We start from the raw sequence: 20,923 nt of genomic DNA, 5'->3' as shown, positions 1-20,923 counted from the left end.
ACGGTATAGTTCACTTGACGTCGTGCAGTGTATTGATCCCGGCTGTCCTGTCAAGAGTAGACTACACGGTGTAGTTTTATTCAGGTCCCAATGCCCCCTCAAGGGAAAAGGAATGACGCAAGCGATCCAAACCAACGACGCGGACCCGGCGCCAAATCCCAAGCGCGAGGCGATCTTGATTGCCGGACAGCATTTGTTCCTCAAATTCGGATATGGGGCGGTGACGATGGATGCGATCGCGCAGGCGGCGAATGTCTCGAAACGCACCGTCTACAGTCACTTCTCAAGCAAGGAGATGCTGTTTGCCGGGTTGATGACGGCGATGTGCGACGTGCTTGGCGATCGCGCCCTGCCCGCAGAAATCCCGGAAGCCTCTCCGGAAGAAGCGCTGACGATGCTCGGCCGGCAATTTGTGGACCTTGTGACCTCGCCGAACGGGCTGGCACTTTTCCGGATTGTGGTTGGCGAAGGCGCGCGCTTTCCAGAACTTGGCACAACCTTCTATGAAACCGGCCCGCAACGCCTCGTCACCCTGATTGCCACCTACCTTCGCGAACAGGACCGGGCCGGCAATCTGCGCGTGTCTGAGCCGGAAATTGCCGCCATGCAATTTCTCGACCTTGCAAAATCGGGCGTGCATCTAAGGCTGCTTCTCGGCATCGACAGCGCGCCCACGACGGCGGAAAAAGAAGGCGCAGTGGCCCAGGCCGTCGCCTGCTTCGTTCGCGCCTACGCCGCCTGACAAAGCCACATCTGACAAGCCACATCTGGCAAGCCACATCTGGCGCGGCCGCGCAAAACTTCATTTGCATCCCCGCCATGCCGGGCCCCATACTTCGCACTCACTTCCGGGGGGAGGACCAAACCATGACACGTGTGCTGTGCGCCGCCTATGGGGTGGCGGCCTATCTCACCTTCTTTGCCGCCTTTCTTTATGCCGTCGGCTTCGTCGGCGGGCTTGTCGTGCCGAAGGGCATCGATTCCGGGGCCGAAGTTCCGCTTGTCGAAGCGCTGGCTATCAATCTGGCGCTGCTGAGCCTTTTTGCCGTGCAGCACAGCGTCATGGCGCGGCCGGGTTTCAAGAACTGGTGGACAAAATTCGTGCCCAAACCGATTGAGCGCAGCACCTATGTGTTGCTCTCAAGCCTGATCCTGATGCTGCTCTATTGGCAATGGCGGCCCATCCCCGGCAATGTCTGGAGCGTGACCGACGGCGGTGGCGAGATCGCACTTTGGGCGGGCTTTGCCATCGGCTGGGGGGTTGTCTTTCTTTCAACGCTGATGATCGGCCATTTCGAATTGTTCGGCCTGAAACAGGTTTATCTTAATCTGAAAAAGCTGGAGCCGAAGGACGCCCGTTTCGCCATGCCCGGTTTTTACAAGCTGGTGCGCCACCCGATTATGCTGGGGTTCATCATCGCCTTCTGGGCAACGCCGGTGATGAGCTTTGGGCATCTGCTTTTCGCCCTTGTCACGACGGTCTATATCCTGATCGCGCTGCAATTCGAAGAACATGATTTGATCGCGCTTTTCGGCGAGCATTACCGGCAATATCGCAAAAACGTGCCGATGCTGGTGCCGTTTCTAAAAGGCGGCGGGCGGAAAAAACCCTGAACGGAAAATCGTGGCCCGCTCCCCTCGCCGGAAACCGACAATGCGATTGATCGCAATGCGATTGATCGCGTGGCCCGACTAGCGTATTGCATGCGCCTAGGCGTTCGCTACTTACATTCGCTACTTACATTCGCTACTTACATTCGCTACTTACAATGGAACAGGGTTTAACCAAATGGGGGATACGCAGCAAGGCATGCCATCGCAAGGCTTGCCATCGCATGGTTTGTTGAAACAACTGGCGCGATACCGCGAACCCAGCCACGCCCGCAGCATCATCGAACTGACCCTCACCAAAGTCGCGTTCGTCGCCCTTTGGGCGGCGGCGTGGTGGGCGCTTTCGATCAGCTATTGGCTGACCCTTGCCATCGCCGTGCCGGCGGCGGCGTTCCTTGCACGTCTTTTCCTGATCCAGCATGATTGCGGCCATGGCGCTTTTTTCCGCCGGAGGGCTTTCAACGATTGGGTCGGACGCATTCTTGGAACGCTGACGATGACGCCATACAATGTCTGGCGGCGTAGCCATGCGGTCCACCACGCAACGTCGGGCAATCTCGACAAGCGCGGCGAAGGCGACATCGACACCCTGACGGTGAAAGAATATCAGGCGTTGTCGCCGCTTCGCCGCTTCGCCTACCGGGCCTATCGCCATCCCATCGTTTTGTTTGTCATTGGGCCGGCTTACCAGTTTCTGCTCCGCAACCGGCTACCCTTTAGCTTGCGCAGCACCGATTGGCGGTTTTGGGTCAGCGCCATGGGAACGAATGCGACCATCGTTCTTGTCGCCGGCTGCCTGATCTATTTTCTTGGCGCGGGTCCCTTCTTTCTTGTGCAGCTGCCGATCCTCCTTCTTGCCGCGTCAATCGGCGTCTGGCTGTTTTACGTCCAGCATCAATTCGAAGACACCTACTGGGCCAGGGATGGCGAATGGCAGGCCCAGGATGCCGCGATCCAGGGCAGTTCCCATTACGACCTGCCCGGCGTTTTCCGCTGGCTGACCGCGAACATCGGCGTGCACCACATCCATCACCTCAGCAGCCGCATTCCCTATTACCGCCTGCCCCAGGTCCTGCGCGACTTTCCCGAGCTTGCCCGGATTCACCGCCTGACATTTATGCAAAGCCTCGCCTGCGTAAAACTTCGCCTGTGGGACGAAGGCCAGCGGAAGCTGGTTTCGTTTTCCGACGCGCGCGCGCTACCAACAGAATAACGCGACGCGGTAGCTTAGGGCCAGTCGGTCAGGCCGGACGGGGGACGGGGTGCATTAAGGCTGCTATTCTTTTTCTCCCCCTCAGGCCTTGCTTCTCGCCCTCAGAAACATTGGGAAGAAACTGGTCTGCTGCTTCAATTTGATGACATCGTTTACGCTGATCGTATTCGCCTTCCGTCGCTCGCCGCCGGTCGGAGTGACTACCTCCAAATCATGGTTGTCGATGATCGCGTCATGAATGTCATCGGCATGCGCGGGGGTGAAATTGTATATGTTCTCGTAGAAATCCATGACTGGCATAGCACCGCCGTATTCCGTCACGAGGCGTGGAATATCGCTCAGAAGCTGTCTTTTCGCGGAAGCGCGGCCGTCACCGTCGAAGAGGTAAAGCTCCCCATCCTGCCGGGGATCGTAGGACAGCATATCGAGACCGGAGCGCCCAAAATGCGCCTGAAGGCTGGCGTTGTCATGAAGAATGTTGTTGTAGACCTGCCTTGCTCGATAGACATTGGCAAAGTGGATAAGCCAGTATCGCCACCCGCCTGGATTATTGATCGAGAACGGGCTGACATAGGGCGCGCATAGCCGGAACGTGTCGAAGACGATCTTTTCCGCCGTTCCCAACCAGTCATTTTTGCTCATGAATCCGTTGAGCGTTTCGATATCGGAACTTTTCACCCCGAGGTGATTGAGCCGCGCCTGAAGCTGTTTCGGTTCGTTCTTTTGAAGAAAAGCCAGCAACGAGCTGATCATAAAGGTGTAGAAGATTTCAGCGGCGGGATAAGAGCGCATAATATCGAGTATGGTGCTCTGTTCGACGTGACGATCACCGCATTGATCCAGGTTGAATAGGACGTTTCGATAACGGCCTTGACCCAGAAAGCCTTTGATCTTCGGATATGCGTCCTCAAAGAGCTCGTTCAGATACTCCACACGGATATGCAGCTTAGGACACGTCTGCGCGATGTCGGCCTGTAGTGGCGCAACCTGTGTTTTCAATAACTCAATCGCATCGCGGTTCGCGTCATTGAAGATCAGAAGGCATTCGACTTCAATCGCGCCCAGACCTTGGACCGCACGTTGTGTATTCACCGCCTCGACGGCGTGCTTCAGTTCCTCAACGAAGATCAGCGGTGATCCGGCCGTCCCGCACAGGTATCGGCCACCACCAGCGAAGCCGTCAACAATGGCTAGTCGAAAACACTCCTGCTGGGGCAGCTTGCAGCGCACGTTCAGGTAGTCGAAGACATACTCGCGCAGGATTTTGTGCTTGCGGCGGGAATGTTCTTCAAGGTTGGCCCCGTCGGCCCATTCGTATGGTTTTTCTACCAAGCCATCTCTCTCGTCCTGTCTATCCTACCTATGTCTGAGCAGTCGAAATTTGCGGTGCATTCGGCATTCCATCCCAGGTCCGACCTCGATATTCACGTCCATTAGCCTTTTTTGAACGCTTTTTGTTATCCTTGCCCCAGGCTCCCCATTGCTTAAAGAAGAAGGCAGTTCCTGCCGCCAAGCACTGCGCATAAACCTCATCAATCCATTCCTCCCGGATAGGGCGAGCAGATTTACCGCTTTCCCCCCCGACGATCGCCCAATCGATGCCCGTGAGATCGACCGCACCGACCGATCCGATGAGCGGCTCAAAGGAAATAAATCGAATGGCTGCGGGAGTCTTGTACAAATGCTCAACGCGGCAAACAACATCAGCATTTTCAATGCTGGTTCCCAACCAAACATTTGGGRGAACATCCCCAATCCGAGTGGCGACCAGCTCTGCCATGCGCTCAGGCCGCTTGGTCAGTATCTGATAATTGTGATGAGGCGTGTCACGCATCACTTGCCAGACATCCAGGATGAAATCGTTGCTAACCCGCTCATGAAAGAGGTCACTCATCGAGTTCACAAAAATCTTGCTTGGTTTCCGCCAGCGATATGGAATCCCCAGCGCCTTGTGATCCTCCCGCACCACGCCATTCCAAACCGTACGTTTTCCGATCTTCCGTGTCAGCCCCGCATATTTCTCGACACCCATCGCTTCGAGACGCTTGGCCATCTCCATAGCATAGCAATGGGTACAGCCTGCGGTGACGATCGAGCAGCCCGCAACGGGGTTCCAGGTAGCGTCCGTCCACTCAATTTTGGTTTYAGCCATTTTGTCCTTCCAAGCACTCACTAACTTGGCGGTTTCTTTCGATAAAGCACATTATATACGCGTTCTAACGACCCATCAAATGAACCAAATCCTCTTTTTTTCTGCTCCGGATTCAAGTGGCGGCGACTCCAGATTCAAGTGACGCGCTACATTCAGGATTGCGGAACGGGAAAGGCGACCGTCCGGCGCGCGGCAACGCGGCCCCACAGCCCCGGCGGTTTTTGGATTATTTTTTTCGGAAAAAAGTGGTGCCCAGGGGCGGATTTGAACCACCGACACGCGGATTTTCAGTCCGCTGCTCTACCAACTGAGCTACCTGGGCACATGCAACGCCGAAAGGGCGTGCAGGGCGCGCTTATAGGGGAAAAACACCCCTCCTGTCCAGCAGGCCGACTTTCCAGCCGAGGACTATCCATCCCTGTCATCTTCGTCCATTCCTTCTTCGGTCGCCGCGACCCCGTCCGGGCATTCTTCCGTCGGGATGCGATAGCCGCCGTCGATCCAGCGGATCAGATCCCGGCTTGCACAAAGTTTCGAGCAGAAGGGCCGGAACGCCGTCGCCATCGGCTTCTGACATATCGGACATGGCGCGCCTTTCTTAGATGGCGCGGTCATAACGTTGCACGTTCATAACCAAGTCCGCCCAAAAGCGCCGCCGTCTCAAACAGCGCCAGGCCAACGACGTTGGAATAGGAGCCGTGGAGACCGCGCACGAAAACAGCGGCGCGGCCCTGAATGGCGTACGCGCCGGCCTTGCCTTCCCATTCGCCGCTGTCGAGGTAAGCGTCAATTTCGCCGTCGCTTAAATTTTTGAAGGCGACCCGCGTCATCACCAGGCGGCTGGCGCATCGGCCATCCGGCGCGATCACGCAAATGCCGCCATAGACCCGGTGGCTGCGGCCGGAAAGAAGGCGCAGGCATTTCTCAGCCTCGGCCCGGTCACGCGCCTTTGGGAGGATGCGCCGGCCCACCGCAACGACAGTATCCGCCCCAAGCACGAAAGCGTCCCCATGACGCGGGGCGTCCCCATGACGCGGGGCGTCCCCATGACGCAATGCCACAGCACGGGCCTTTGCGTCGGCAAGGCGACGGGCAAGCGCGTCCGGACGTTCCCGGGGATGAGGCGTTTCATCAACCGTAGCCGGTTCAATCGCATCGGGGGACAGACCGATCTGGTCAAGAAGCGCGCGCCGTCTTGGCGAAGCGGACGCAAGCACGAGAAGGGGACGGCCAGCCATAAATTTTGGAAGCTATTTAAAGCGAAACGTAATCCGACCTTTTGTCAGGTCGTAGGGGGTCATCTCGACGGTGACCTTGTCGCCTGCAAGGACGCGAATGCGATGCTTGCGCATCTTGCCCGCCGTGTGGGCAAGCACTTCGTGGTCGTTCTCCAGACGAACGCGAAACATCGCGTTCGGCAGCAATTCAAGCACCGTGCCGCCAAATTCCAGAAGTTCTTCCTTCGCCATGTGGCTCCTTGCGTGTTGTGGCCCCTTGCGCGTCATCCTGCGCGCGCAGTCGTTGGACCCGGAGATAACTCTTCCCGAAGGGGCTTGAAGTCAAGGGAATTCGAGTGTTTTCCTCAAAATCCGGCCAGGATCTTAGACTTCCGGCGTGGAGCTTCTCCCAAAACGCTGGGTGATGCGCGCCAGCAATGCGTCGCGCACGTCGCGATAGGCCTTCATTCGTTCCTCGCGATTGCCGTGCACGTAAGACGGGTCCATCAGTTTCCAATATTCCACCTCTGCCGCCATGGTGCGCGTCATCTCGACCGCCTGGTGCTGCGCCTCGGGCGAAAGGGAGATGACCAGATCGAAATAGGTGTCCTCCAGATCACCGAAGGCTTTCGTGCGATGGCTGGAAATGTCGATGCCGATTTCTTCGGTCACGGCGACGGCGAACGGGTCGAGTTCGCCGGCGCGCACGCCGACCGAATCAATGTAAATCCGGTTCCCGAAAAGATGTTTCAGGATTCCTTCGGCCATTGGCGAACGGATGGCGTTGTGGGTGCATGCGAAAAGAACGCTGCCGGGAAAATCGCCCATTTACGCCCGCAGATGCAAAACGCAGACGAGGGTGAACAGACGGCGCGCGGTGTTTTCATCAAGGCCGATCTTGTCCGCCAGACGTTCGCGCAAAAGCTCGGCCCCTTCGTCATGAAGGCCGCGACGGCCCATGTCGATGGCCTCGATCTGGGAGGCGGTGGCCGATTTCTTGATCGCCGCATAATAGCTGTCGCAAACAGTGAAATAATCCTGGATCAGCTTGCGAAAGCCACGCACCGAAAGGGCAATGCAGGTTTTGGCCTCGCCTTCCCCGGTCGCGCCCTTGCCTTTCTCCGCAGAGACAATATCGAAAAGCAGGCGGCCCTCGGCAATCGAAAGGTGCAGATCGTAGGGCCCCGCCGCCAGACCTTTGGGGGCAAAGTGATTCGCTTCCAAAAGATCGAAGATGGCCACCTTGCGTTCATGGGCGACCGCAGGCGACCAATGGACGATGGAGCGTTCATCCAGGGTGACGTTTGCAATGTGTTCCATTTCGCGCGCCATCGGCGACCCCGTCATCCGCCCTTGGGACGCGACATGCGCAGGCGAAGCGAACGCGCGTGGGCGTCCAGGCCTTCCGCCGTTGCCAGGACCTCGGCCGCAGGCGCAAGGCGGTCAAGGGCGGCCTCGCCACAGGCCACAAACGAGGTGCGTTTTAGAAAATCGAGCACACCAAGGCCGGAAGAAAAACGCGCGCTTCGCGCCGTCGGCAGCACGTGGTTTGGCCCGGCAACGTAATCGCCAAGCGCTTCGGGTGTGAACCTGCCAATAAAAATCGCACCGGCGTTGCGCACAAGCGCAGCAAAAGCGTCCGCGTCTTCAATCGCAAGTTCCAGATGTTCCGGCGCCAGCCTGTCGATCAGCGGGATCGCGTCTTCCAGCCGGTCGAGAAAGACGATCACCCCGTTCGCCTCCCAGCTTGTGCGCGCGATTTCGGCGCGTTCGAGCGATTGCAGCGCGTCTTCAATGGCGGCTTCCACCTTTGCGGCAAATTCCCGGTCGTCCGTCATCAGGATCGCCTGGGCCGCCGGGTCATGTTCCGCCTGGGACAGCAGATCGGCGGCAATCCAGGCCGGGTCGTTTGCGCCATCGGCAAGGATCAGGATTTCGGACGGCCCGGCGATCATGTCGATACCGACCTGGCCGAAGACCTGGCGTTTTGCTTCCGCCACATAGACATTGCCCGGCCCGACGATTTTATCCACCGCACACACATTTTCCGTGCCGTATGCCAGGGCGGCAATCGCCTGGGCACCGCCAAGGCGGTAAATTTCCGTCACACCGGCAATTTTCGCCGCCACAAGAAGCAACGGGTTGAGGACGCCCTTTGGCGTCGGCACCGTCATGGCAATGCGTTTCACCCCGGCAATGCGCGCCGGAATCGCGTTCATCAGCACCGAGCTTGGATAAACCGCCGTGCCGCCAGGCACATAGACGCCGACGGCGGCAAGAGGCCGCCAGCGATAGCCCAGCCGCACACCAGCCTCATCCCGGTAATCAAGGTCTTCGGGCAATTGCCGGCGGTGGTAATCTTCGATGCGGAGCGCCGCAAATTCCAGGGCGCAGCGAAGGTCCGGCCCGACGGCGCGTTCGGCCGCAGCAAATTCTGCGGGTGTTACCCGAAAGGCGTCCGGCGCAAGGGTGACGCCATCGAAACGTTCCGTATAGGCCACCAGCGCCGCGTCGCCGCGCGCGCGCACATCGGCAAGGATGCCTTTAACCGTCGCACGAACGTCTTCGCCCGGCGCATGTTTGGCATCCAAAAGCCGCTGAAACGCGGCTTCAAAACCCGGCGATGTCCGATCAAGACGCTGTGGCATTCACCATCTCCCGGAACCGGTCAATCCATGCCATCACCTCACCGGGCCGCGTTTTCAACGCCGTCCGGTTAACGGCAAGGCGCGACGTGATGTCGGCAATCTTTTCCACTTCGACCAGGCCGTTCTCGCGCAGCGTCCGACCGCTGGAAACCAGATCGACGATGCGTTCGCAAAGCCCCATTGTCGGCGCCAGTTCCATCGCCCCGTTCAGTTTGATACATTCCGCCTGCACGCCACGAGCAGCAAAGTGACGGCGCGTCAGAGACGGGTATTTTGTGGCGACGCGCACGCAGGACCAGCGCGCCGGATTGTCCTTTGCACCCGCCGCTTTCAGTTCCGCAACCGCAAGCCGGCAGCGTCCGATGCGAAGGTCGAGCGGCGCATAAATTTCCGAATAGTCGAATTCCATCAGGACGTCATTGCCGACAATGCCCAGCTGGGCAGCGCCAAAGGCGACGAAGGTCGCGGCGTCAAAGCTTCGCACCTGAATCAGGTCGAGCCCCGGATCGCTGGTTGCAAAGCGAAGCTGGCGCGTGTCCGGGTCCCGAAAAGCTGCCTCCGGTTCAACCCCAAGCCTGGCGAGAAGCGGCATCGCTTCGTCCTGAATGCGGCCCTTGGGCAGGGCCAGAATGATTTTTTTCGCTTCCGACAAGGTTCTAAGTCCTTCCTGATCGCACATATAGCACAAGCCCTGCCCCGCCTTCTACGGCGAGGCAACAGGCTTGCCTGACAGGCTTGCCAACCGGGCTTAGTCTTTTAGTCGTTCGATTTCAGCGCCGCAGGCAGCCAGCTTTTCCTCAAGGCGCTCATAGCCCCGGTCCAGGTGATAGACGCGGTGGACGATTGTTTCACCCTCGGCAACAAGACCCGCCAGCACCAAGGATACCGACGCGCGCAGATCCGTCGCCATCACCTCGGCGCCCACCAGGCGTTTCACCCCCCGGACCATGGCCGACGCACCATGAACCGTGATATCCGCCCCCATGCGGTTCAGTTCCGGAACGTGCATGAAACGGTTTTCGAAAATCGTCTCGGTAATCATCGCCGCACCTTCCGATACCGACATAAGGGCCATCATCTGCGCCTGCATGTCCGTCGGAAACCCGGGGAACGGCTCGGTCATGACATCGACACCGCGCAAGGCGGCGCGCTGACGGCTGACGCGAAGCCCCCCCGGCACGTCTTCCAGGGTGACGCCCGCCTCCGTCAGAACCTCGACAAGGGCGCGGATGTGCTCACGGCACACGCCTTCAAGCACAAGATCGCCGCCGGTGATCGCCGCCGCCATCGCGTAGGTTCCCGTCTCGATCCGGTCGGGAACGATTTTATGGCTGGCCCCATGCAGCCGATCGACGCCCTGAATGCGGATCGTGTCCGACCCGGCGCCTTCGATCTTTGCCCCCATGGCGGAAAGGCAATTGGCAAGATCGACAACTTCGGGTTCGCGCGACGCGTTGGCAAGTTCGCTTTCGCCCTTCGCAAGGACCGCCGCCATCAATAAATTTTCCGTGGCACCAACGGAAACAAAGGGAAAAACAATCTTCGCCCCGCGCAACCCCGCGCGCACTTGTGCGTGGATGTAGCCTTCGCGAAGGTCGATTGTCGCCCCCAATTGCTGCAACCCTTTCAGATGCAGATCGACAGGGCGCGTGCCGATGGCGCAGCCACCGGGAAGGGAAACCACCGCGTTGCCCTCGCGGGCCAGCAGCGGGCCTAACACAAGAATCGACGCGCGCATCTTGCGAACCAGATCGTAAGACGCCGTGGTGTTGGAAATTTCCTTCGCCTGCAAGCCAAGTACGCGCCCGGCATGGCCTTCGTTTGCTTCGTCGCCAACCATCCCGATCGCCACCCCGTGGCGCGCCAGAAGATTGGCGAGGGTCGCGATATCGGCCAGATGCGGCAGGTTTGAAAGCGTGATTTGCGCGTCGGTCAGCAAGGACGCCGCCATTAAGGGCAGCGCCGCATTCTTTGCGCCACCAATCGCAACCCGGCCCACAAGCCGGTTGCCTCCACAAATTCGAATTCGGTCCATCGTTCCCGCAAGCCCTGTTCCCGCAAGCCCCGTCGAAGAGGAGAAATAAGCCCATCGTCACCGGGGCGCAAGGGAAGGGCTTTGATCAACCGCCTGCCCATTAAAGCTTTGGCAGTGTCACGCCCCGCTGGCCCATATATTTTCCGGCCCGGTCCTTGTAGGAAACCTCGCAAACCGAATCGCCTTTCAGAAACAGGAACTGGCAGGCGCCCTCATTCGCGTACACCTTCGCCGGCAGGGGCGTCGTGTTCGAAAATTCCAGCGTCACATGCCCTTCCCACTCCGGCTCAAGGGGGGTCACGTTGACGATGATACCGCACCGCGCATAGGTCGATTTCCCAAGGCAGATGACCAGCACGTCCCGCGGAATGCGGAAATATTCGACCGTTCGCGCCAGGGCAAAACTGTTCGGGGGAATGACGCACACCGGACCGTGACGGTCAACGAAGCTTTGCGAAGAAAACGCCTTTGGATCGACAATGGCCGAATCGACATTCGTGAAGATCTTGAACTCCTCCGAGACGCGCGCATCATAGCCATAGGAGGAAAGGCCGTAGGAAATGACGCCCTCGCGTTTTTGCGATTCAACGAAAGGCTCGATCATGCCATCCGTCGTTGCCCTTTCTCGAATCCAGCTATCCGGCATTATGGACATGGGGTGGGCTCCTGTGGTCGGGTTCCTGTTTTTTTCCGGGCTTTTGCCTGGCTTTTTCGTTTCCGTAAATTATCCCGCAGGGCGGCGGCGCGGCGATGGAGAACGTCACGGCCCTTCGGCGCATTGCGCGCGGTTTCCCCGTCCCGTTCCTCACCATCCTGTTTCATGACGCCTGTTTTGCCCGGTTGTTGCGACGCAGCGCAGAATGCGGCGTGCGTCCCGGTCCGTCAAGGTGGCGGGCGCAAGGAAAGGCCGCGTTCAGATTCCCTTGGCAGGGTTCCGCTTCCTGTGTAAACTTCGGGGAAGGAAATGAAGCCCATTCTAGACGTCGATATAGTCACCCAAGATACAGGATTATATTTTGTCTGGGATTGGGCATCCGCAAGAGGTGGTCCGAAGCGTTTGTGGACCTTTGCCGCTGCTTCAGATGAGGGCCACCCCCCCCTTCCGGATCAAGGGCTTTTTAGAGGTGTTTTCACCTTCGGACTGCCCACGTTAAAATGGTAAGGAGTGAACCACGATGGCCGAACTCGACAGGATGGAATGGTACGATCTGGCACGGGCGACGACCTGGACGCCGAAATATGTTGAACAGGACGAGCTGTTCCCGCCTGAGATGAGCGACCCGCATGGTCTGCCGCAAGAAATCTGGGACACCTATGACGAGCCCTACAAGACGACCTATCGCGACTATGTCCGGGTCCAGCGCGACAAGGACATGGGCGTCTATTCCGTACGCGCCGCGCTGGGACGTTCGAACTTCATCAACAAGGCCCCCGAAGGCTGGCGTTCGATTCTCAAAGCCCATTACAACGTCATCGGCGGCATTGAATTTACGGCCACCCTGTACCTTTCCCGCTGCGCCCGCTTCGGTCGCGCCGGCGGCATGCGCAACACGGGCACGTTCGGCACCCTTGATGAAATTCGCCATGGCCAGCTTCAATTCAGCTTTCCCCACGAATTCATAAAGAAGGACCGCCAGTGGGACTGGGCGGTGAAGGCCTATCACACGAACAACTGGATCAGCATCGCCGGACGTCACTTCATCGAAGACGTCATGGTCACCCGGGACGCCCCCACGACCACGCTTACAAACGGGTTCTGCCTGGAGACCGGGTTTACGAACGTCCAGTTCATCAGCCTTGCGGCCGACGCCGCGCGGATGGGCGATTATACATTTTCGAACATCATCACCAGCATCCAGACGGACGAGGCGCGGCACGCCCAGATTGGCGGACCATGCCTGCAAATCATGGTCGAGAACGGGAAAAAAGATCACGCCCAGCACGTCCTTGACCTTTCCTTCTGGCGTTCATGGAAACTGTTCCTGTCCCTGACCGGTCCGGCGGTGGATTACTATTCGCCCCTCGACCGGCGGGAGAAGTCCTTCAAGGAATTCATGGAAGAATGGATCATCGTCCAGTACGAGCGCCAGATCCTGGACATGGGGATCGACCGCCCCTGGTACTGGGACATCTTCATGGACGAATTAAACTACGCCCATCATGGGCTTCATATGGGGCTCTGGTTCTGGCGTCCGACCCTGTCCTGGAACCCCGTGGCCGGCGTCACACCGGCGGAACGCGACTGGCTGGAAATGAAATATCCGGGCTGGAACGATACTTTCGGCAAGGCCTGGGACGTCATCATCGACAACCTTCTGAACGACCGGAAAGAAAAGACGCTTCCCGAGACGTTGCCGGTACTTTGTAACCTTTGCCAGCTTCCCATCGTCGCACCGCCTGGCACAACGACCTTCAAGCTGCACGACCACACCCACGAGCACAAAGGCCGACTTTATCATTTCTGCTCGAAGCCCTGTAAGTGGATCTTCGAAATGGAGCCGGAGCGCTATGAGGGGCATCTCTCTCTTACCGACCGTTTCCTGGACGGCCAGATCCAGCCGATGACGGTGCCAGGTGTGCTCAATTATATGGGCATCGCGCCAGGCGAGATGGGCGATGACCCATGCGAATGGCTCTCCGCCTATCGCACCCACATCAAGGCCGCAAGCTGACGGGGATCACAAACGCCGCTGACTCCCACACCACCCGCTGGCACACGCAAGCGTAAAGGACTGACTGACAATGGCATTGTTCCCATTCGTTTCAAATTTCGAGGGTGATTTCCTGCTGCAACTTGTTGCTGCCGATACGGAAAACACGATGGACGAAATCGCCGCCGCCGCCGCCGGACATTCCGTCGGCAAGCGGGTTTTCCCCCAAAACGACAAAGTAATTCGCGTGCGCATTCAGGGAAAAAAAGAGCCCCTTGCCCGCGACGTCACCGTCGAGGGTGCCAAGCTGGCACCGATGACACCCCTCGAATTTTATTACGAAGGGTAAGCCCAACATGGCCTTTGTAAAACTCTGTTCGCTCGACGATCTCTGGGAAGGCGAGATGGAAATGCGGCCCATCGGCAAGGTGCCGGTGCTGCTGCTCTATCCGGAAGGCGGCGAAGTCAAAGCCTTTCAGGCCATCTGCCCACATCAGCAGGTGCCCCTTTGGGATGGCACATTCGAGGACGGCGTCCTTACCTGCAAAGCCCATGAATGGACCTTCGACAGCAAGACCGGGGACAGCATCAACCCGCCCGGCTGCACCCTTGCCGAATACAAGGTGAAGATCGAAGGCGACGACGTCTATGTGGACGTTGAAGGCATTGCGCAAAACATGGCCGCACCGACGGTCGAAATCAAGGAGGGCAAAGGGTGAGCGAGATATCAAACAAGGTTGGTCCGGTCCTGATGACCGGCGAGATTGCCGACGCCGCCATCGAGGCCCTGGAAGAGGACAACCCCGGAAAGACTTTCGAGATCCAGGATCACGAAGCTTATATGCGCGTACAAACGGACAACGAATGCATCATCCGTCGCGAGACGATGGCAAAAATTCTTTCCCGGCCCTTTGTCATGCAAGAACTGGAAGTCGTCTTAAGCACCTTTGCCGGACGCATTGACCTGACATCGGATTACGTACGGTTCTGGCTGAAAAAGAAACTTTAGCCGCCAAAATATCCGCCAGGCAAAGCCGAGCCGACAACGTCACAGAGGAAGAGAAGAATGAGCGAAGACGCGCCGGAAATTCTGAAGCCACTTAAAACCTTCAGCCACCTTGCGAAGAAGCGGCGTCGGCCAAGCGAATACGAGATTACGACGACACGCGCCTACTGGATCATGGACTCGCTTTCGACCGGGAAGGATTTTGAGGGCGAGCGGCAGACAGACCAGCCCTTTGAGCTGTCCGCCGACATTCCAATGGCGAAGTGGTACGTAAAATACCGCGACAAATCGCCTCTGCAATATGACGACTGGGAAGCCTACCGCGACCCGGACGAAATTATCTATCGCAGCTATTGCCGGATGCAGGACGGTCAGGAAACCTATGTCGATGGCATCATCGACGAGTTCAGCACGATCGGCCACGACGCCGACCTTGACCCCGACTGGGTGAAGGTGCTGGCCAGCCTGTATACGCCCGCACGCTATCCCTTGCACGCGCTTCAGATGAGCGCCGCCTATTCTTCCCAGATGGCGCCTTCCAGCACGGTCGCCAATTGCGCGATGTTCCAGGGCGGGGATCAGTTCCGCTGGGTTTCACGCACGGCGTACCGCACGGCAGAGCTTGCCAAAACGCAACCCAAGGCAGGCTTTGGCACGGATGAGCGCACGCATTGGGAAGAAGATGCCGCCTGGCAGGGCTTTCGCGAATTGCTGGAAAAAGCGCTGATCGCCTATGACTGGGGCGAGCATTTCGTCGCCGTGAACCTGGTAGCCAAACCCGCCTTTGACGAAGCGTTCCTGCGTCAGTTTGGAAAATCCGCCCGGCGAAACGACGACATGCTGCTTCACTTCATGGCCGATGCCGCCCTTCGCGATGCCGAGCGCAGCCGCCGCTGGTCCGCCGCCCTTGTCGAGCTGGCCCTGAACAATCCAGACAACAAGAAGGTCATCCAGGGATGGCTTGAGAAATGGGTGCCGCTGGCAGACAAGGCCATCGCCGATTTCTGTGGCGCCCTTCCCGATGTCCCCGATGGGGCCGAAGAAGCATCAAAGGCCACCAGAGACTTCCGCGCGACCCTCGGATTTTCCATCTGACGACGTTTGCGGCTTCTGAAAATAAAAGGCCCTCGCCAATCCTCGCGGGGGCCTTTTTTTATTCACCTGTCTGTGGCATGTTCGCGGACTTCGCCGCCATAGCTCAGTGGTAGAGCGCACCCTTGGTAAGGGTGAGGCCGAAAGTTCGATTCTTTCTGGCGGCACCATTCTCTTAATATAGATCAATAAGTTAAGCAGCCTCACAAAAGGCGGTTTTTTTTACTGTAAAAACGAAGCAGGATTGCGAACGCACAGGGGTAGAATGCGACCCTTTTTTTGGTTACGTAGATGCCTTTTTCGGCGGCGGCGGGGTACATCAATCTTACTTTGTCGAGAGCATCTTCGAACCGCTCCTTGAAGCGGGCCGGTCTCTCGGACTTGTGGGAGAAAAGTCATTTCAGGGTGGTCCGCGGTACAGTACTCTTGTTTCTGCGGTCGTGCAGTTGCATGACCAGCCACATATATATGTTATATGTCCATTTTCAACGACGACTCAAATGTGCGTAGCGCACTCATATCGAAGGGCTGGCTGTGCTCGTCGAAGGCTGCAAAAAAAAATCGGGATCGAGCCGGATTTTCTCGGGGCTGAATCCGTCCTCGCCGCTTAGGCGGCTGTGGCGGACCGTGGGAGAAGGGGTAGAACTTTTGGGCACCCTATTAAAAGATATCGGAGAAGTAATGAGGCTTACAATTATGACAGTCGTCGGCACCGTACTGGTGTCGCTTATCTCTTTTTCCGCCCATGCCTCTGACATCGCTATTTGCGGCGCAAGCGAAGGGTACAGCTACTATCCAAAAATCGGATTAGGAGCAGCCGACGCGAACGCCGGAGAATGGTCTGAAGACCGTATTTCCAACGGACGCTTTACGGCAACGCTTGCCGAGGACAAGTCCTTCGACATTATAGTGCTCGACGCCACCGGCGGAGTATTCTCTTCGCGTGCGGTCGGCGCTGTGGTGGAGCTAGTCGGCAAAACAGATGAAACGCTCACGCTCCTCGTCATCTATCCGGGAAAAACCATCGAAACGTACACCTTTCTTCGCAACGCCGACGGCCAAGCGGAGGTTATGTGGACGGTGAACAAGTTTGGCACCCTTATCCCTAAAGCAGCTTCATATCAGGCGGCTTGTAGCTTTCTAGCGTTCTAAAAAGGTTACCGACATGACGGAGGTGCAAATCACAAACAAGGAGGCGAGCGATTGTGTCGAAAGCCTGTGGTCTGATGCATTTGCCAAGAGCCCCCTAGACGCCACATACACTTTGCTCAGAGTATCGGGACTAGCGGATGCCAAATGGGACCCCTTCGAGGAAACCCTGGAAACCTTTAACGATTACAACTGGCACTTGAAGGCAGAAAGCGACGAACTGTCCCCAAAATCCTCGTGGCGAATTGGTCTCTTAATGTACTGTCACGCAGTCGAAATGTCGGCAGTTCATACCGCTCTAGCGAACCTCCTTCGCATTCACCAAGGGCACCCCTACCACGTTACTCCACTTAACTTCCGCGGGCGCACCCCCAAAAATAAAATATTTAAATTTTTCCCGCCCAGTGCAAAGACCAAGTGGAAAGAGATAAGTGATATGGCATCTAAGGCTAGACTAGACGATCTCGTAAGAATAATAGATTCCATCTATAACGATACCGTCAGAAACGCCTTTTCACACTCAGATTACATCATTACTGACACGCATTTTCGCTGGACGGAGGGTGGGCTTCCCGGCCAAATACCACTGGAGCAAGTTAGCAACCTCATCACTAATTCTTTTAATTTTTTCAGCACTTTTACGGCGTTAAATGATCGCTGGCTTAACATGATTGGGAAGTCAGCTCGCTATTATAAATTGCCAAAGCATGAGGTTCTGGAACTTATTACGGATGACCGCCACAAACTCAACGGATTCCGGGTTCATTTCTCAAATGGAAATTCTGCCCAATTTATCCGAACGGACGAAGGCGTCGATTGCTCAAACCTGTGGTTCGAGAACGACGGCAGCATAAATTTCAATATCGGTATGTTAAATTCTTGTGAGGAGCAGTGGAAAATTGACGGTAAGCCCGTAGACTTCGGCGATCAAGCCGCTACCAATGAACTTTGACCTTCCCGTTTCATCATTCTCCCGACTGAGGGTGCGCTGCGCGCACCCTAGGATACTCCCCGATACCTCAGAGTACACTCAGCTCAAAATAGAGCCTCCTTCTCACCTTCATCAGGTCCCAAATGCCGACATCGACCCCAAAAGTCGAAATCTGGCGGGATGGTGCGGGGAACGGGGGGATGGGCGGGTCCCGAAATTCCTGTTCTTTACAGGGGGTTGGGGCGGTCCGACCCTCCCCACGGTCCCGCCCCCCTCGTCACCGGGTCCACCCTACAAACAGTTCCGGATCAAAGTTGAGGACGCAGCCTTAAAGAAAGGCGGTCAGAATCATTTCGACCGGCTTGGCCGGTTCGGTCGCGCCAGCCTTTGTCTTGTCAAACGCCGTCTTGACGGATGCCGTCCCGGCGGGAGGCGGTGCCAGCAGCCATCGGCCAAGACCACGTAAGCGAAACGCAAAATGGGAAAGAACATTTTCCATAAGCCTATCCTGACCCTGGAATTTGACCATTTCGCGATGCTTTGATGACGGTTTGATGACGCCGGTGTTACGACGTATGGAACCTTTCTATATCAAGCTGCTACAACTGCGACGAAATCGCATCGCTAGCAAAGAAGGGCTTGACCCCCGCCGGTTGCACGGAATGGGCTTTGACGTTTGACGTAAAACGGCGCTGCTCGCTGATTGCGTCCGAATAAGCAAGCTGGCCGATTGCCGCCTGGTTCCGCTTTAAGATTTTCACGGTGCCTGCCTTTTTATTCTCTTTCGCCGTCGCAAAATCGAGCGAGACGACATTGCTGTTCTCGATATCCTCGCCACGCATCAGCCCACACCCAAGAATAAATGTGTATAAAGTGTGTTTTTTGCCTTGACGTAGGCGGTGTTCATGTGTATTTTATACACATAATTTGAGGGAAGCCGATGCACAGCCGCGAAATTCTAAAAGCCCTTAAAAAAGACGGCTGGTTCATCATCGGCCAAAAGGGCGATCACTTGCAGTTGAAGCATCCGACAAAGAAGGGCCGCGTAACCGTAGCCCACCCGACAAAGCACATGCCCCTCGGCACGCTGAAAAACATTGAGCGGCAGGCGGGAATAAAACTTAGATAGGAGAAAACCATGCGCCACTACACCGCCGAAATCATCACCGATGACGGGTCCGGCTATGGTGTCATCTTCCCGGATTTTCCGGGATGCCTGACCAGCGCCGACACGATCGAGCAGGCGATCGCGCGCGCCGGCGAGGCCCTGCAATTCCATGTCGATGGCATGCTGGATGATGGCGAAGCGATCCCAGAACCGGCGCAACCAGGGCCTGTTAAAAATCGAGCCTTGCGAAAAGACTACTGCGCGACGATCCTGGTCCCCGTCCGCCTGCCAAGCCCGGCAAAACGCGTGAACATCACCATCGACAGCGACCTTCTGGAAGCCATCGATGCCACCGCGCGCGCCCAGGGCACGACCCGAAGCGGCTTTCTGGCCCAGGCGGCAAGGATTCGAATCCGCGAAGACAACGCCGCCTGATCGACCGGCTTGCCGGTTATCCGGCTAGCTGGTTACCCAGCCAGTTTTGCGAAACCGCCCCAGCGTTCGCGGCCACCTTGGTTTTCCAGATGGTTGACCAGCGCCGCGACGACCCGCCGGTCAAAGAGCCGGTCTTCGCCTTCGCGTAAGTTTGCGATGGCCTGATCGAAATCGATGCCCTCGCGATAGGCGCGCGGCGACGCCATGGCGACAAAGGCATTGGCGACGGCAACAATCCGCGCCGGCAGCAGGATGGCGTCTCCGGCCAGACCCGATGGCGTGCCGCTGCCATCCCAATGTTCGCGAAGCTGCCGCAGGGTTGCCGTGACCGGCCCGGCAAAGGCAATGCCTTCCAGAAGATCGACGCTGGCCGCCAGGCTTTCCTGAATGCGCCGCTTTTCCTCGTCGGAAAGAGGCCCCTGGCGCGTCAGCAGGGCTTCCGGCACCAGAATTTTGCCGATGTTCATCAGCTTGCCCGCCGTTTCCGCCGTCTCAATTTCCGCCTCGTCCAGGGCCATCGCCCCGGCAATCGCGCGTGCCACTTCGGCAACGCGCGAGGAGTGGTTCGCCGCATAAGGATCGCGGCGGTCAACGATGGCGACCAAGGCGGCAATGACCTGTTTTAACGTCGCCTCATGCTGTTCGCGGGCAAGGATGGCCGCCGTCATGTCCCTCTCGACAACAAGCACGCGCGGCGTCATGTCCTCGCCCGCCACGTCTTCCGCCTCCAGAGGCACGTGAACGGATTGGAAAATCCGCGTGTCGTCCGCGCCCGCCACCAGCCGGTGAATGGCCGAGCCGGTTTCGCCGCTTTCAAGGGCGCGGCGGTTCAGGCCTTCGATACGCGATACCGCCGCCGGGCCAAAGACGCTGGCCATCGTTTTGCCCTGCATCGCGTCCTGGGAAATGCCCGCCGCCGTCGCCGAGGCGCGATTGGCAAAACGGTAACGGTTTTCTTCGTCAACGAGGTACAGCGCATCGGACTGGCTGTCCGTCACCAGGCGCAGAAAATTCTTCTGGCTTTCAAACCGGCGGGCCAGTTCGCGGTACTTGTCCGCCGCCGCCGCCGCCCGGCGGGAAGAACCGTGCCACCACACGGCGACAAAGGCCACGGCAAGCAACGCCATGGCGAGCAGAAAGCCGGCGATCCGCCGTTTTGCCCGGGCATCGCTTTCGGCCAGCGCTTCGTCGCGGTCGATTTTTGTCAGCAGCGTCCAGGGCGTGACCTCAAGACTGCGCGCCGTCACCAGCACCGGAACGTCGCGGTAATCCCGCATCACGGCGAAGCCGCCCGGTGACGCCAGCATGGCTACCGCCGCCACGTCCGGCGTATCGAGGGCAACGCGTTTGCCGATCGGTCCGGTGCCGTCCAGAAGCGGCGAGAGATATTCAACGGCCGCCCCCTGGCGGCGAATTAAAATACTTTCCAGACTTTCTTCCGTAAGCCCCGGCGATTTCAGGAGTGCTGCCATCTCTGGGCCGACTTCGCGAACGCCAAGAATGCGCCCAACCTGCTGGCTTGGACCGGGATCGCCCTGCACAGCAAAGATCGGCAGAACAAACCCAAGGGCCAGCCTGCCTGCCGGGTTCAGATAAAGGTCCAGCAATCCCCGATCCCCCACCGCAACCTGACCAAGGGCCTCACTAAGCCGCCCTTCCAGAGGCGGCATGCCGG

Annotated in this window: 26 protein-coding genes and 2 tRNA genes; 13 read left to right on the top strand and 15 right to left on the bottom strand. The window is 57.9% G+C overall.

What is annotated here, in order from left to right; genetic code table 11:
- Positions 1 to 112: 112 nt before the first annotated feature.
- The 3 genes from COA65_00140 to COA65_00130 all read left to right on the top strand — a co-directional run bounded on the left by COA65_00140 (position 113) and on the right by COA65_00130 (position 2,824).
- The gene (locus COA65_00140; protein ID PCJ61421.1) at positions 113 to 742 is read left to right on the top strand and encodes a transcriptional regulator; all 630 of its coding nucleotides are present in this window, start codon (positions 113 to 115) and stop codon (positions 740 to 742) included.
- A 125-nt stretch (positions 743 to 867) separates the two neighbouring features.
- On the top strand, positions 868 to 1,614 hold the full coding sequence (locus COA65_00135) for a hypothetical protein (protein PCJ61420.1): 747 nt from the start codon (positions 868 to 870) through the stop codon (positions 1,612 to 1,614).
- Between the two features lie 175 nt (positions 1,615 to 1,789).
- On the top strand, positions 1,790 to 2,824 hold the full coding sequence (locus COA65_00130) for a fatty acid desaturase (GenBank protein ID PCJ61419.1): 1,035 nt from the start codon (positions 1,790 to 1,792) through the stop codon (positions 2,822 to 2,824).
- Between the two features lie 81 nt (positions 2,825 to 2,905).
- Here COA65_00130 and COA65_00125 read toward each other — a convergent pair whose 3' ends face one another.
- The 13 genes from COA65_00125 to COA65_00065 form a co-directional block, all read right to left on the bottom strand.
- Entirely contained in the window at positions 2,906 to 4,156 is a 1,251-nt protein-coding gene (locus COA65_00125) for a hypothetical protein (protein ID PCJ61418.1), read from the bottom strand.
- Between the two features lie 28 nt (positions 4,157 to 4,184).
- On the bottom strand, positions 4,185 to 4,976 hold the full coding sequence (locus COA65_00120) for an ABC transporter ATP-binding protein (GenBank protein PCJ61734.1): 792 nt from the start codon (positions 4,974 to 4,976) through the stop codon (positions 4,185 to 4,187).
- A 246-nt stretch (positions 4,977 to 5,222) separates the two neighbouring features.
- Positions 5,223 to 5,298 (bottom strand) — tRNA-Phe (locus COA65_00115).
- A gap of 86 nt (positions 5,299 to 5,384) precedes the next feature.
- Positions 5,385 to 5,591: a DNA gyrase inhibitor YacG gene (locus COA65_00110; GenBank protein ID PCJ61417.1), complete on the bottom strand. Its 207-nt coding sequence runs from the start codon at positions 5,589 to 5,591 to the stop codon at positions 5,385 to 5,387.
- A complete protein-coding gene (gene maf / locus COA65_00105; protein ID PCJ61416.1) occupies positions 5,588 to 6,214 on the bottom strand; it encodes a septum formation protein Maf in 627 nt (208 codons plus the stop codon). Before maf ends, COA65_00110 begins: the two co-directional genes overlap by 4 nt.
- 12 nt (positions 6,215 to 6,226) lie before the next feature.
- Positions 6,227 to 6,445: a translation initiation factor IF-1 gene (locus COA65_00100; GenBank protein PCJ61415.1), complete on the bottom strand. Its 219-nt coding sequence runs from the start codon at positions 6,443 to 6,445 to the stop codon at positions 6,227 to 6,229.
- Between the two features lie 132 nt (positions 6,446 to 6,577).
- A complete protein-coding gene (locus tag COA65_00095; protein PCJ61414.1) occupies positions 6,578 to 7,021 on the bottom strand; it encodes a low molecular weight phosphatase family protein in 444 nt (147 codons plus the stop codon).
- Positions 7,022 to 7,525, bottom strand: a complete 504-nt coding sequence (locus tag COA65_00090; GenBank protein ID PCJ61733.1) for a hypothetical protein — start codon at positions 7,523 to 7,525, stop codon at positions 7,022 to 7,024.
- 11 nt (positions 7,526 to 7,536) lie between these two features.
- On the bottom strand, positions 7,537 to 8,841 hold the full coding sequence (gene hisD, locus COA65_00085) for a histidinol dehydrogenase (GenBank protein ID PCJ61413.1): 1,305 nt from the start codon (positions 8,839 to 8,841) through the stop codon (positions 7,537 to 7,539).
- Positions 8,825 to 9,520 (bottom strand): ATP phosphoribosyltransferase, encoded by a 696-nt coding sequence (locus COA65_00080; GenBank protein PCJ61412.1) that lies wholly within the window; start codon positions 9,518 to 9,520, stop codon positions 8,825 to 8,827. The genes hisD and COA65_00080 overlap by 17 nt, the downstream gene beginning before the upstream one ends.
- A 69-nt stretch (positions 9,521 to 9,589) precedes the next feature.
- Positions 9,590 to 10,876, bottom strand: coding sequence for a UDP-N-acetylglucosamine 1-carboxyvinyltransferase (gene murA / locus COA65_00075; GenBank protein PCJ61411.1), 1,287 nt, complete (start codon positions 10,874 to 10,876; stop codon positions 9,590 to 9,592).
- A 100-nt stretch (positions 10,877 to 10,976) separates the two neighbouring features.
- A complete protein-coding gene (locus tag COA65_00070; protein ID PCJ61410.1) occupies positions 10,977 to 11,531 on the bottom strand; it encodes a dCTP deaminase in 555 nt (184 codons plus the stop codon).
- Entirely contained in the window at positions 11,522 to 11,698 is a 177-nt protein-coding gene (locus COA65_00065) for a hypothetical protein (GenBank protein PCJ61409.1), read from the bottom strand. Before COA65_00065 ends, COA65_00070 begins: the two co-directional genes overlap by 10 nt.
- 353 nt (positions 11,699 to 12,051) lie before the next feature.
- On the opposite strand from COA65_00065, the gene COA65_00060 reads away from it, so the two are divergent.
- The 8 genes from COA65_00060 (at position 12,052) to COA65_00025 (ending at position 17,726) form a co-directional block, all read left to right on the top strand.
- Positions 12,052 to 13,548, top strand: a complete 1,497-nt coding sequence (locus COA65_00060; protein ID PCJ61408.1) for a toluene monooxygenase — start codon at positions 12,052 to 12,054, stop codon at positions 13,546 to 13,548.
- Positions 13,549 to 13,618: 70 nt separating this feature from the next.
- Complete coding sequence (locus COA65_00055; GenBank protein ID PCJ61407.1) at positions 13,619 to 13,876, top strand: toluene monooxygenase; 258 nt, start codon at positions 13,619 to 13,621, stop codon at positions 13,874 to 13,876.
- 7 nt (positions 13,877 to 13,883) lie between these two features.
- Positions 13,884 to 14,246 carry a 2Fe-2S ferredoxin gene (locus COA65_00050; GenBank protein ID PCJ61406.1) on the top strand — a complete coding sequence of 121 codons (363 nt, stop codon included), beginning with the start codon at positions 13,884 to 13,886 and terminating at the stop codon, positions 14,244 to 14,246.
- Positions 14,247 to 14,278: 32 nt separating this feature from the next.
- A complete protein-coding gene (locus COA65_00045; GenBank protein ID PCJ61732.1) occupies positions 14,279 to 14,536 on the top strand; it encodes a monooxygenase in 258 nt (85 codons plus the stop codon).
- A 57-nt stretch (positions 14,537 to 14,593) separates the two neighbouring features.
- Complete coding sequence (locus COA65_00040) at positions 14,594 to 15,628, top strand: toluene monooxygenase (GenBank protein ID PCJ61405.1); 1,035 nt, start codon at positions 14,594 to 14,596, stop codon at positions 15,626 to 15,628.
- Between the two features lie 92 nt (positions 15,629 to 15,720).
- A tRNA-Thr gene (locus tag COA65_00035) sits at positions 15,721 to 15,795 on the top strand.
- A 511-nt stretch (positions 15,796 to 16,306) separates the two neighbouring features.
- The gene (locus tag COA65_00030; protein PCJ61404.1) at positions 16,307 to 16,777 is read left to right on the top strand and encodes a hypothetical protein; all 471 of its coding nucleotides are present in this window, start codon (positions 16,307 to 16,309) and stop codon (positions 16,775 to 16,777) included.
- A gap of 13 nt (positions 16,778 to 16,790) precedes the next feature.
- Positions 16,791 to 17,726, top strand: a complete 936-nt coding sequence (locus tag COA65_00025) for a hypothetical protein (protein ID PCJ61403.1) — start codon at positions 16,791 to 16,793, stop codon at positions 17,724 to 17,726.
- A gap of 578 nt (positions 17,727 to 18,304) precedes the next feature.
- On the opposite strand, the gene COA65_00020 is transcribed toward COA65_00025, so the two are convergent.
- Positions 18,305 to 18,547 (bottom strand): hypothetical protein, encoded by a 243-nt coding sequence (locus COA65_00020; protein ID PCJ61402.1) that lies wholly within the window; start codon positions 18,545 to 18,547, stop codon positions 18,305 to 18,307.
- Between the two features lie 98 nt (positions 18,548 to 18,645).
- On the opposite strand from COA65_00020, the gene COA65_00015 reads away from it, so the two are divergent.
- Together COA65_00015 and COA65_00010 are read left to right on the top strand one after the other, a co-directional pair.
- Positions 18,646 to 18,834: an addiction module toxin, HicA family gene (locus COA65_00015; GenBank protein ID PCJ61401.1), complete on the top strand. Its 189-nt coding sequence runs from the start codon at positions 18,646 to 18,648 to the stop codon at positions 18,832 to 18,834.
- A gap of 9 nt (positions 18,835 to 18,843) precedes the next feature.
- Positions 18,844 to 19,248 (top strand): CopG family transcriptional regulator, encoded by a 405-nt coding sequence (locus COA65_00010; protein PCJ61400.1) that lies wholly within the window; start codon positions 18,844 to 18,846, stop codon positions 19,246 to 19,248.
- Positions 19,249 to 19,280: 32 nt separating this feature from the next.
- Here the strand turns inward: COA65_00010 and COA65_00005 are convergent.
- A partial coding sequence (locus COA65_00005; protein ID PCJ61399.1) for a histidine kinase occupies positions 19,281 to 20,923 on the bottom strand: 1,643 nt, incomplete at its 5' end.

It is taken from the genome of Rhodospirillaceae bacterium, from assembly GCA_002746255.1.
In the GTDB taxonomy this organism is placed as follows: Bacteria; Pseudomonadota; Alphaproteobacteria.
The sequence above is the reverse complement of the archived record's forward strand: the minus strand, read 5'-3'. Positions and strand labels throughout refer to the sequence as shown.

Excerpts from the sequence above, each read along its gene's own strand:
- COA65_00090 (PCJ61733.1), bottom strand. The coding sequence starts at position 7,525 with ATGGCGCGCGAAATGGAACACATTGCAAACGTCACCCTGGATGAACGC.
- COA65_00060 (PCJ61408.1), top strand. The coding sequence starts at position 12,052 with ATGGCCGAACTCGACAGGATGGAATGGTACGATCTGGCACGGGCGACG.
- COA65_00015 (PCJ61401.1), top strand. The coding sequence starts at position 18,646 with ATGCACAGCCGCGAAATTCTAAAAGCCCTTAAAAAAGACGGCTGGTTC.
- COA65_00010 (PCJ61400.1), top strand. The coding sequence starts at position 18,844 with ATGCGCCACTACACCGCCGAAATCATCACCGATGACGGGTCCGGCTAT.
- COA65_00100 (PCJ61415.1), bottom strand. The coding sequence starts at position 6,445 with ATGGCGAAGGAAGAACTTCTGGAATTTGGCGGCACGGTGCTTGAATTG.
- COA65_00055 (PCJ61407.1), top strand. The coding sequence starts at position 13,619 with ATGGCATTGTTCCCATTCGTTTCAAATTTCGAGGGTGATTTCCTGCTG.
- COA65_00140 (PCJ61421.1), top strand. The coding sequence starts at position 113 with ATGACGCAAGCGATCCAAACCAACGACGCGGACCCGGCGCCAAATCCC.
- COA65_00095 (PCJ61414.1), bottom strand. The coding sequence starts at position 7,021 with ATGGGCGATTTTCCCGGCAGCGTTCTTTTCGCATGCACCCACAACGCC.
- COA65_00045 (PCJ61732.1), top strand. The coding sequence starts at position 14,279 with ATGACCGGCGAGATTGCCGACGCCGCCATCGAGGCCCTGGAAGAGGAC.
- COA65_00040 (PCJ61405.1), top strand. The coding sequence starts at position 14,594 with ATGAGCGAAGACGCGCCGGAAATTCTGAAGCCACTTAAAACCTTCAGC.
- hisD (PCJ61413.1), bottom strand. The coding sequence starts at position 8,841 with ATGCCACAGCGTCTTGATCGGACATCGCCGGGTTTTGAAGCCGCGTTT.
- COA65_00135 (PCJ61420.1), top strand. The coding sequence starts at position 868 with ATGACACGTGTGCTGTGCGCCGCCTATGGGGTGGCGGCCTATCTCACC.
- COA65_00050 (PCJ61406.1), top strand. The coding sequence starts at position 13,884 with ATGGCCTTTGTAAAACTCTGTTCGCTCGACGATCTCTGGGAAGGCGAG.
- COA65_00110 (PCJ61417.1), bottom strand. The coding sequence starts at position 5,591 with ATGACCGCGCCATCTAAGAAAGGCGCGCCATGTCCGATATGTCAGAAG.
- COA65_00025 (PCJ61403.1), top strand. The coding sequence starts at position 16,791 with ATGACGGAGGTGCAAATCACAAACAAGGAGGCGAGCGATTGTGTCGAA.
- COA65_00070 (PCJ61410.1), bottom strand. The coding sequence starts at position 11,531 with ATGTCCATAATGCCGGATAGCTGGATTCGAGAAAGGGCAACGACGGAT.
- COA65_00030 (PCJ61404.1), top strand. The coding sequence starts at position 16,307 with ATGAGGCTTACAATTATGACAGTCGTCGGCACCGTACTGGTGTCGCTT.
- maf (PCJ61416.1), bottom strand. The coding sequence starts at position 6,214 with ATGGCTGGCCGTCCCCTTCTCGTGCTTGCGTCCGCTTCGCCAAGACGG.
- COA65_00130 (PCJ61419.1), top strand. The coding sequence starts at position 1,790 with ATGGGGGATACGCAGCAAGGCATGCCATCGCAAGGCTTGCCATCGCAT.
- COA65_00020 (PCJ61402.1), bottom strand. The coding sequence starts at position 18,547 with ATGCGTGGCGAGGATATCGAGAACAGCAATGTCGTCTCGCTCGATTTT.
- COA65_00065 (PCJ61409.1), bottom strand. The coding sequence starts at position 11,698 with ATGAAACAGGATGGTGAGGAACGGGACGGGGAAACCGCGCGCAATGCG.
- murA (PCJ61411.1), bottom strand. The coding sequence starts at position 10,876 with ATGGACCGAATTCGAATTTGTGGAGGCAACCGGCTTGTGGGCCGGGTT.
- COA65_00080 (PCJ61412.1), bottom strand. The coding sequence starts at position 9,520 with ATGTGCGATCAGGAAGGACTTAGAACCTTGTCGGAAGCGAAAAAAATC.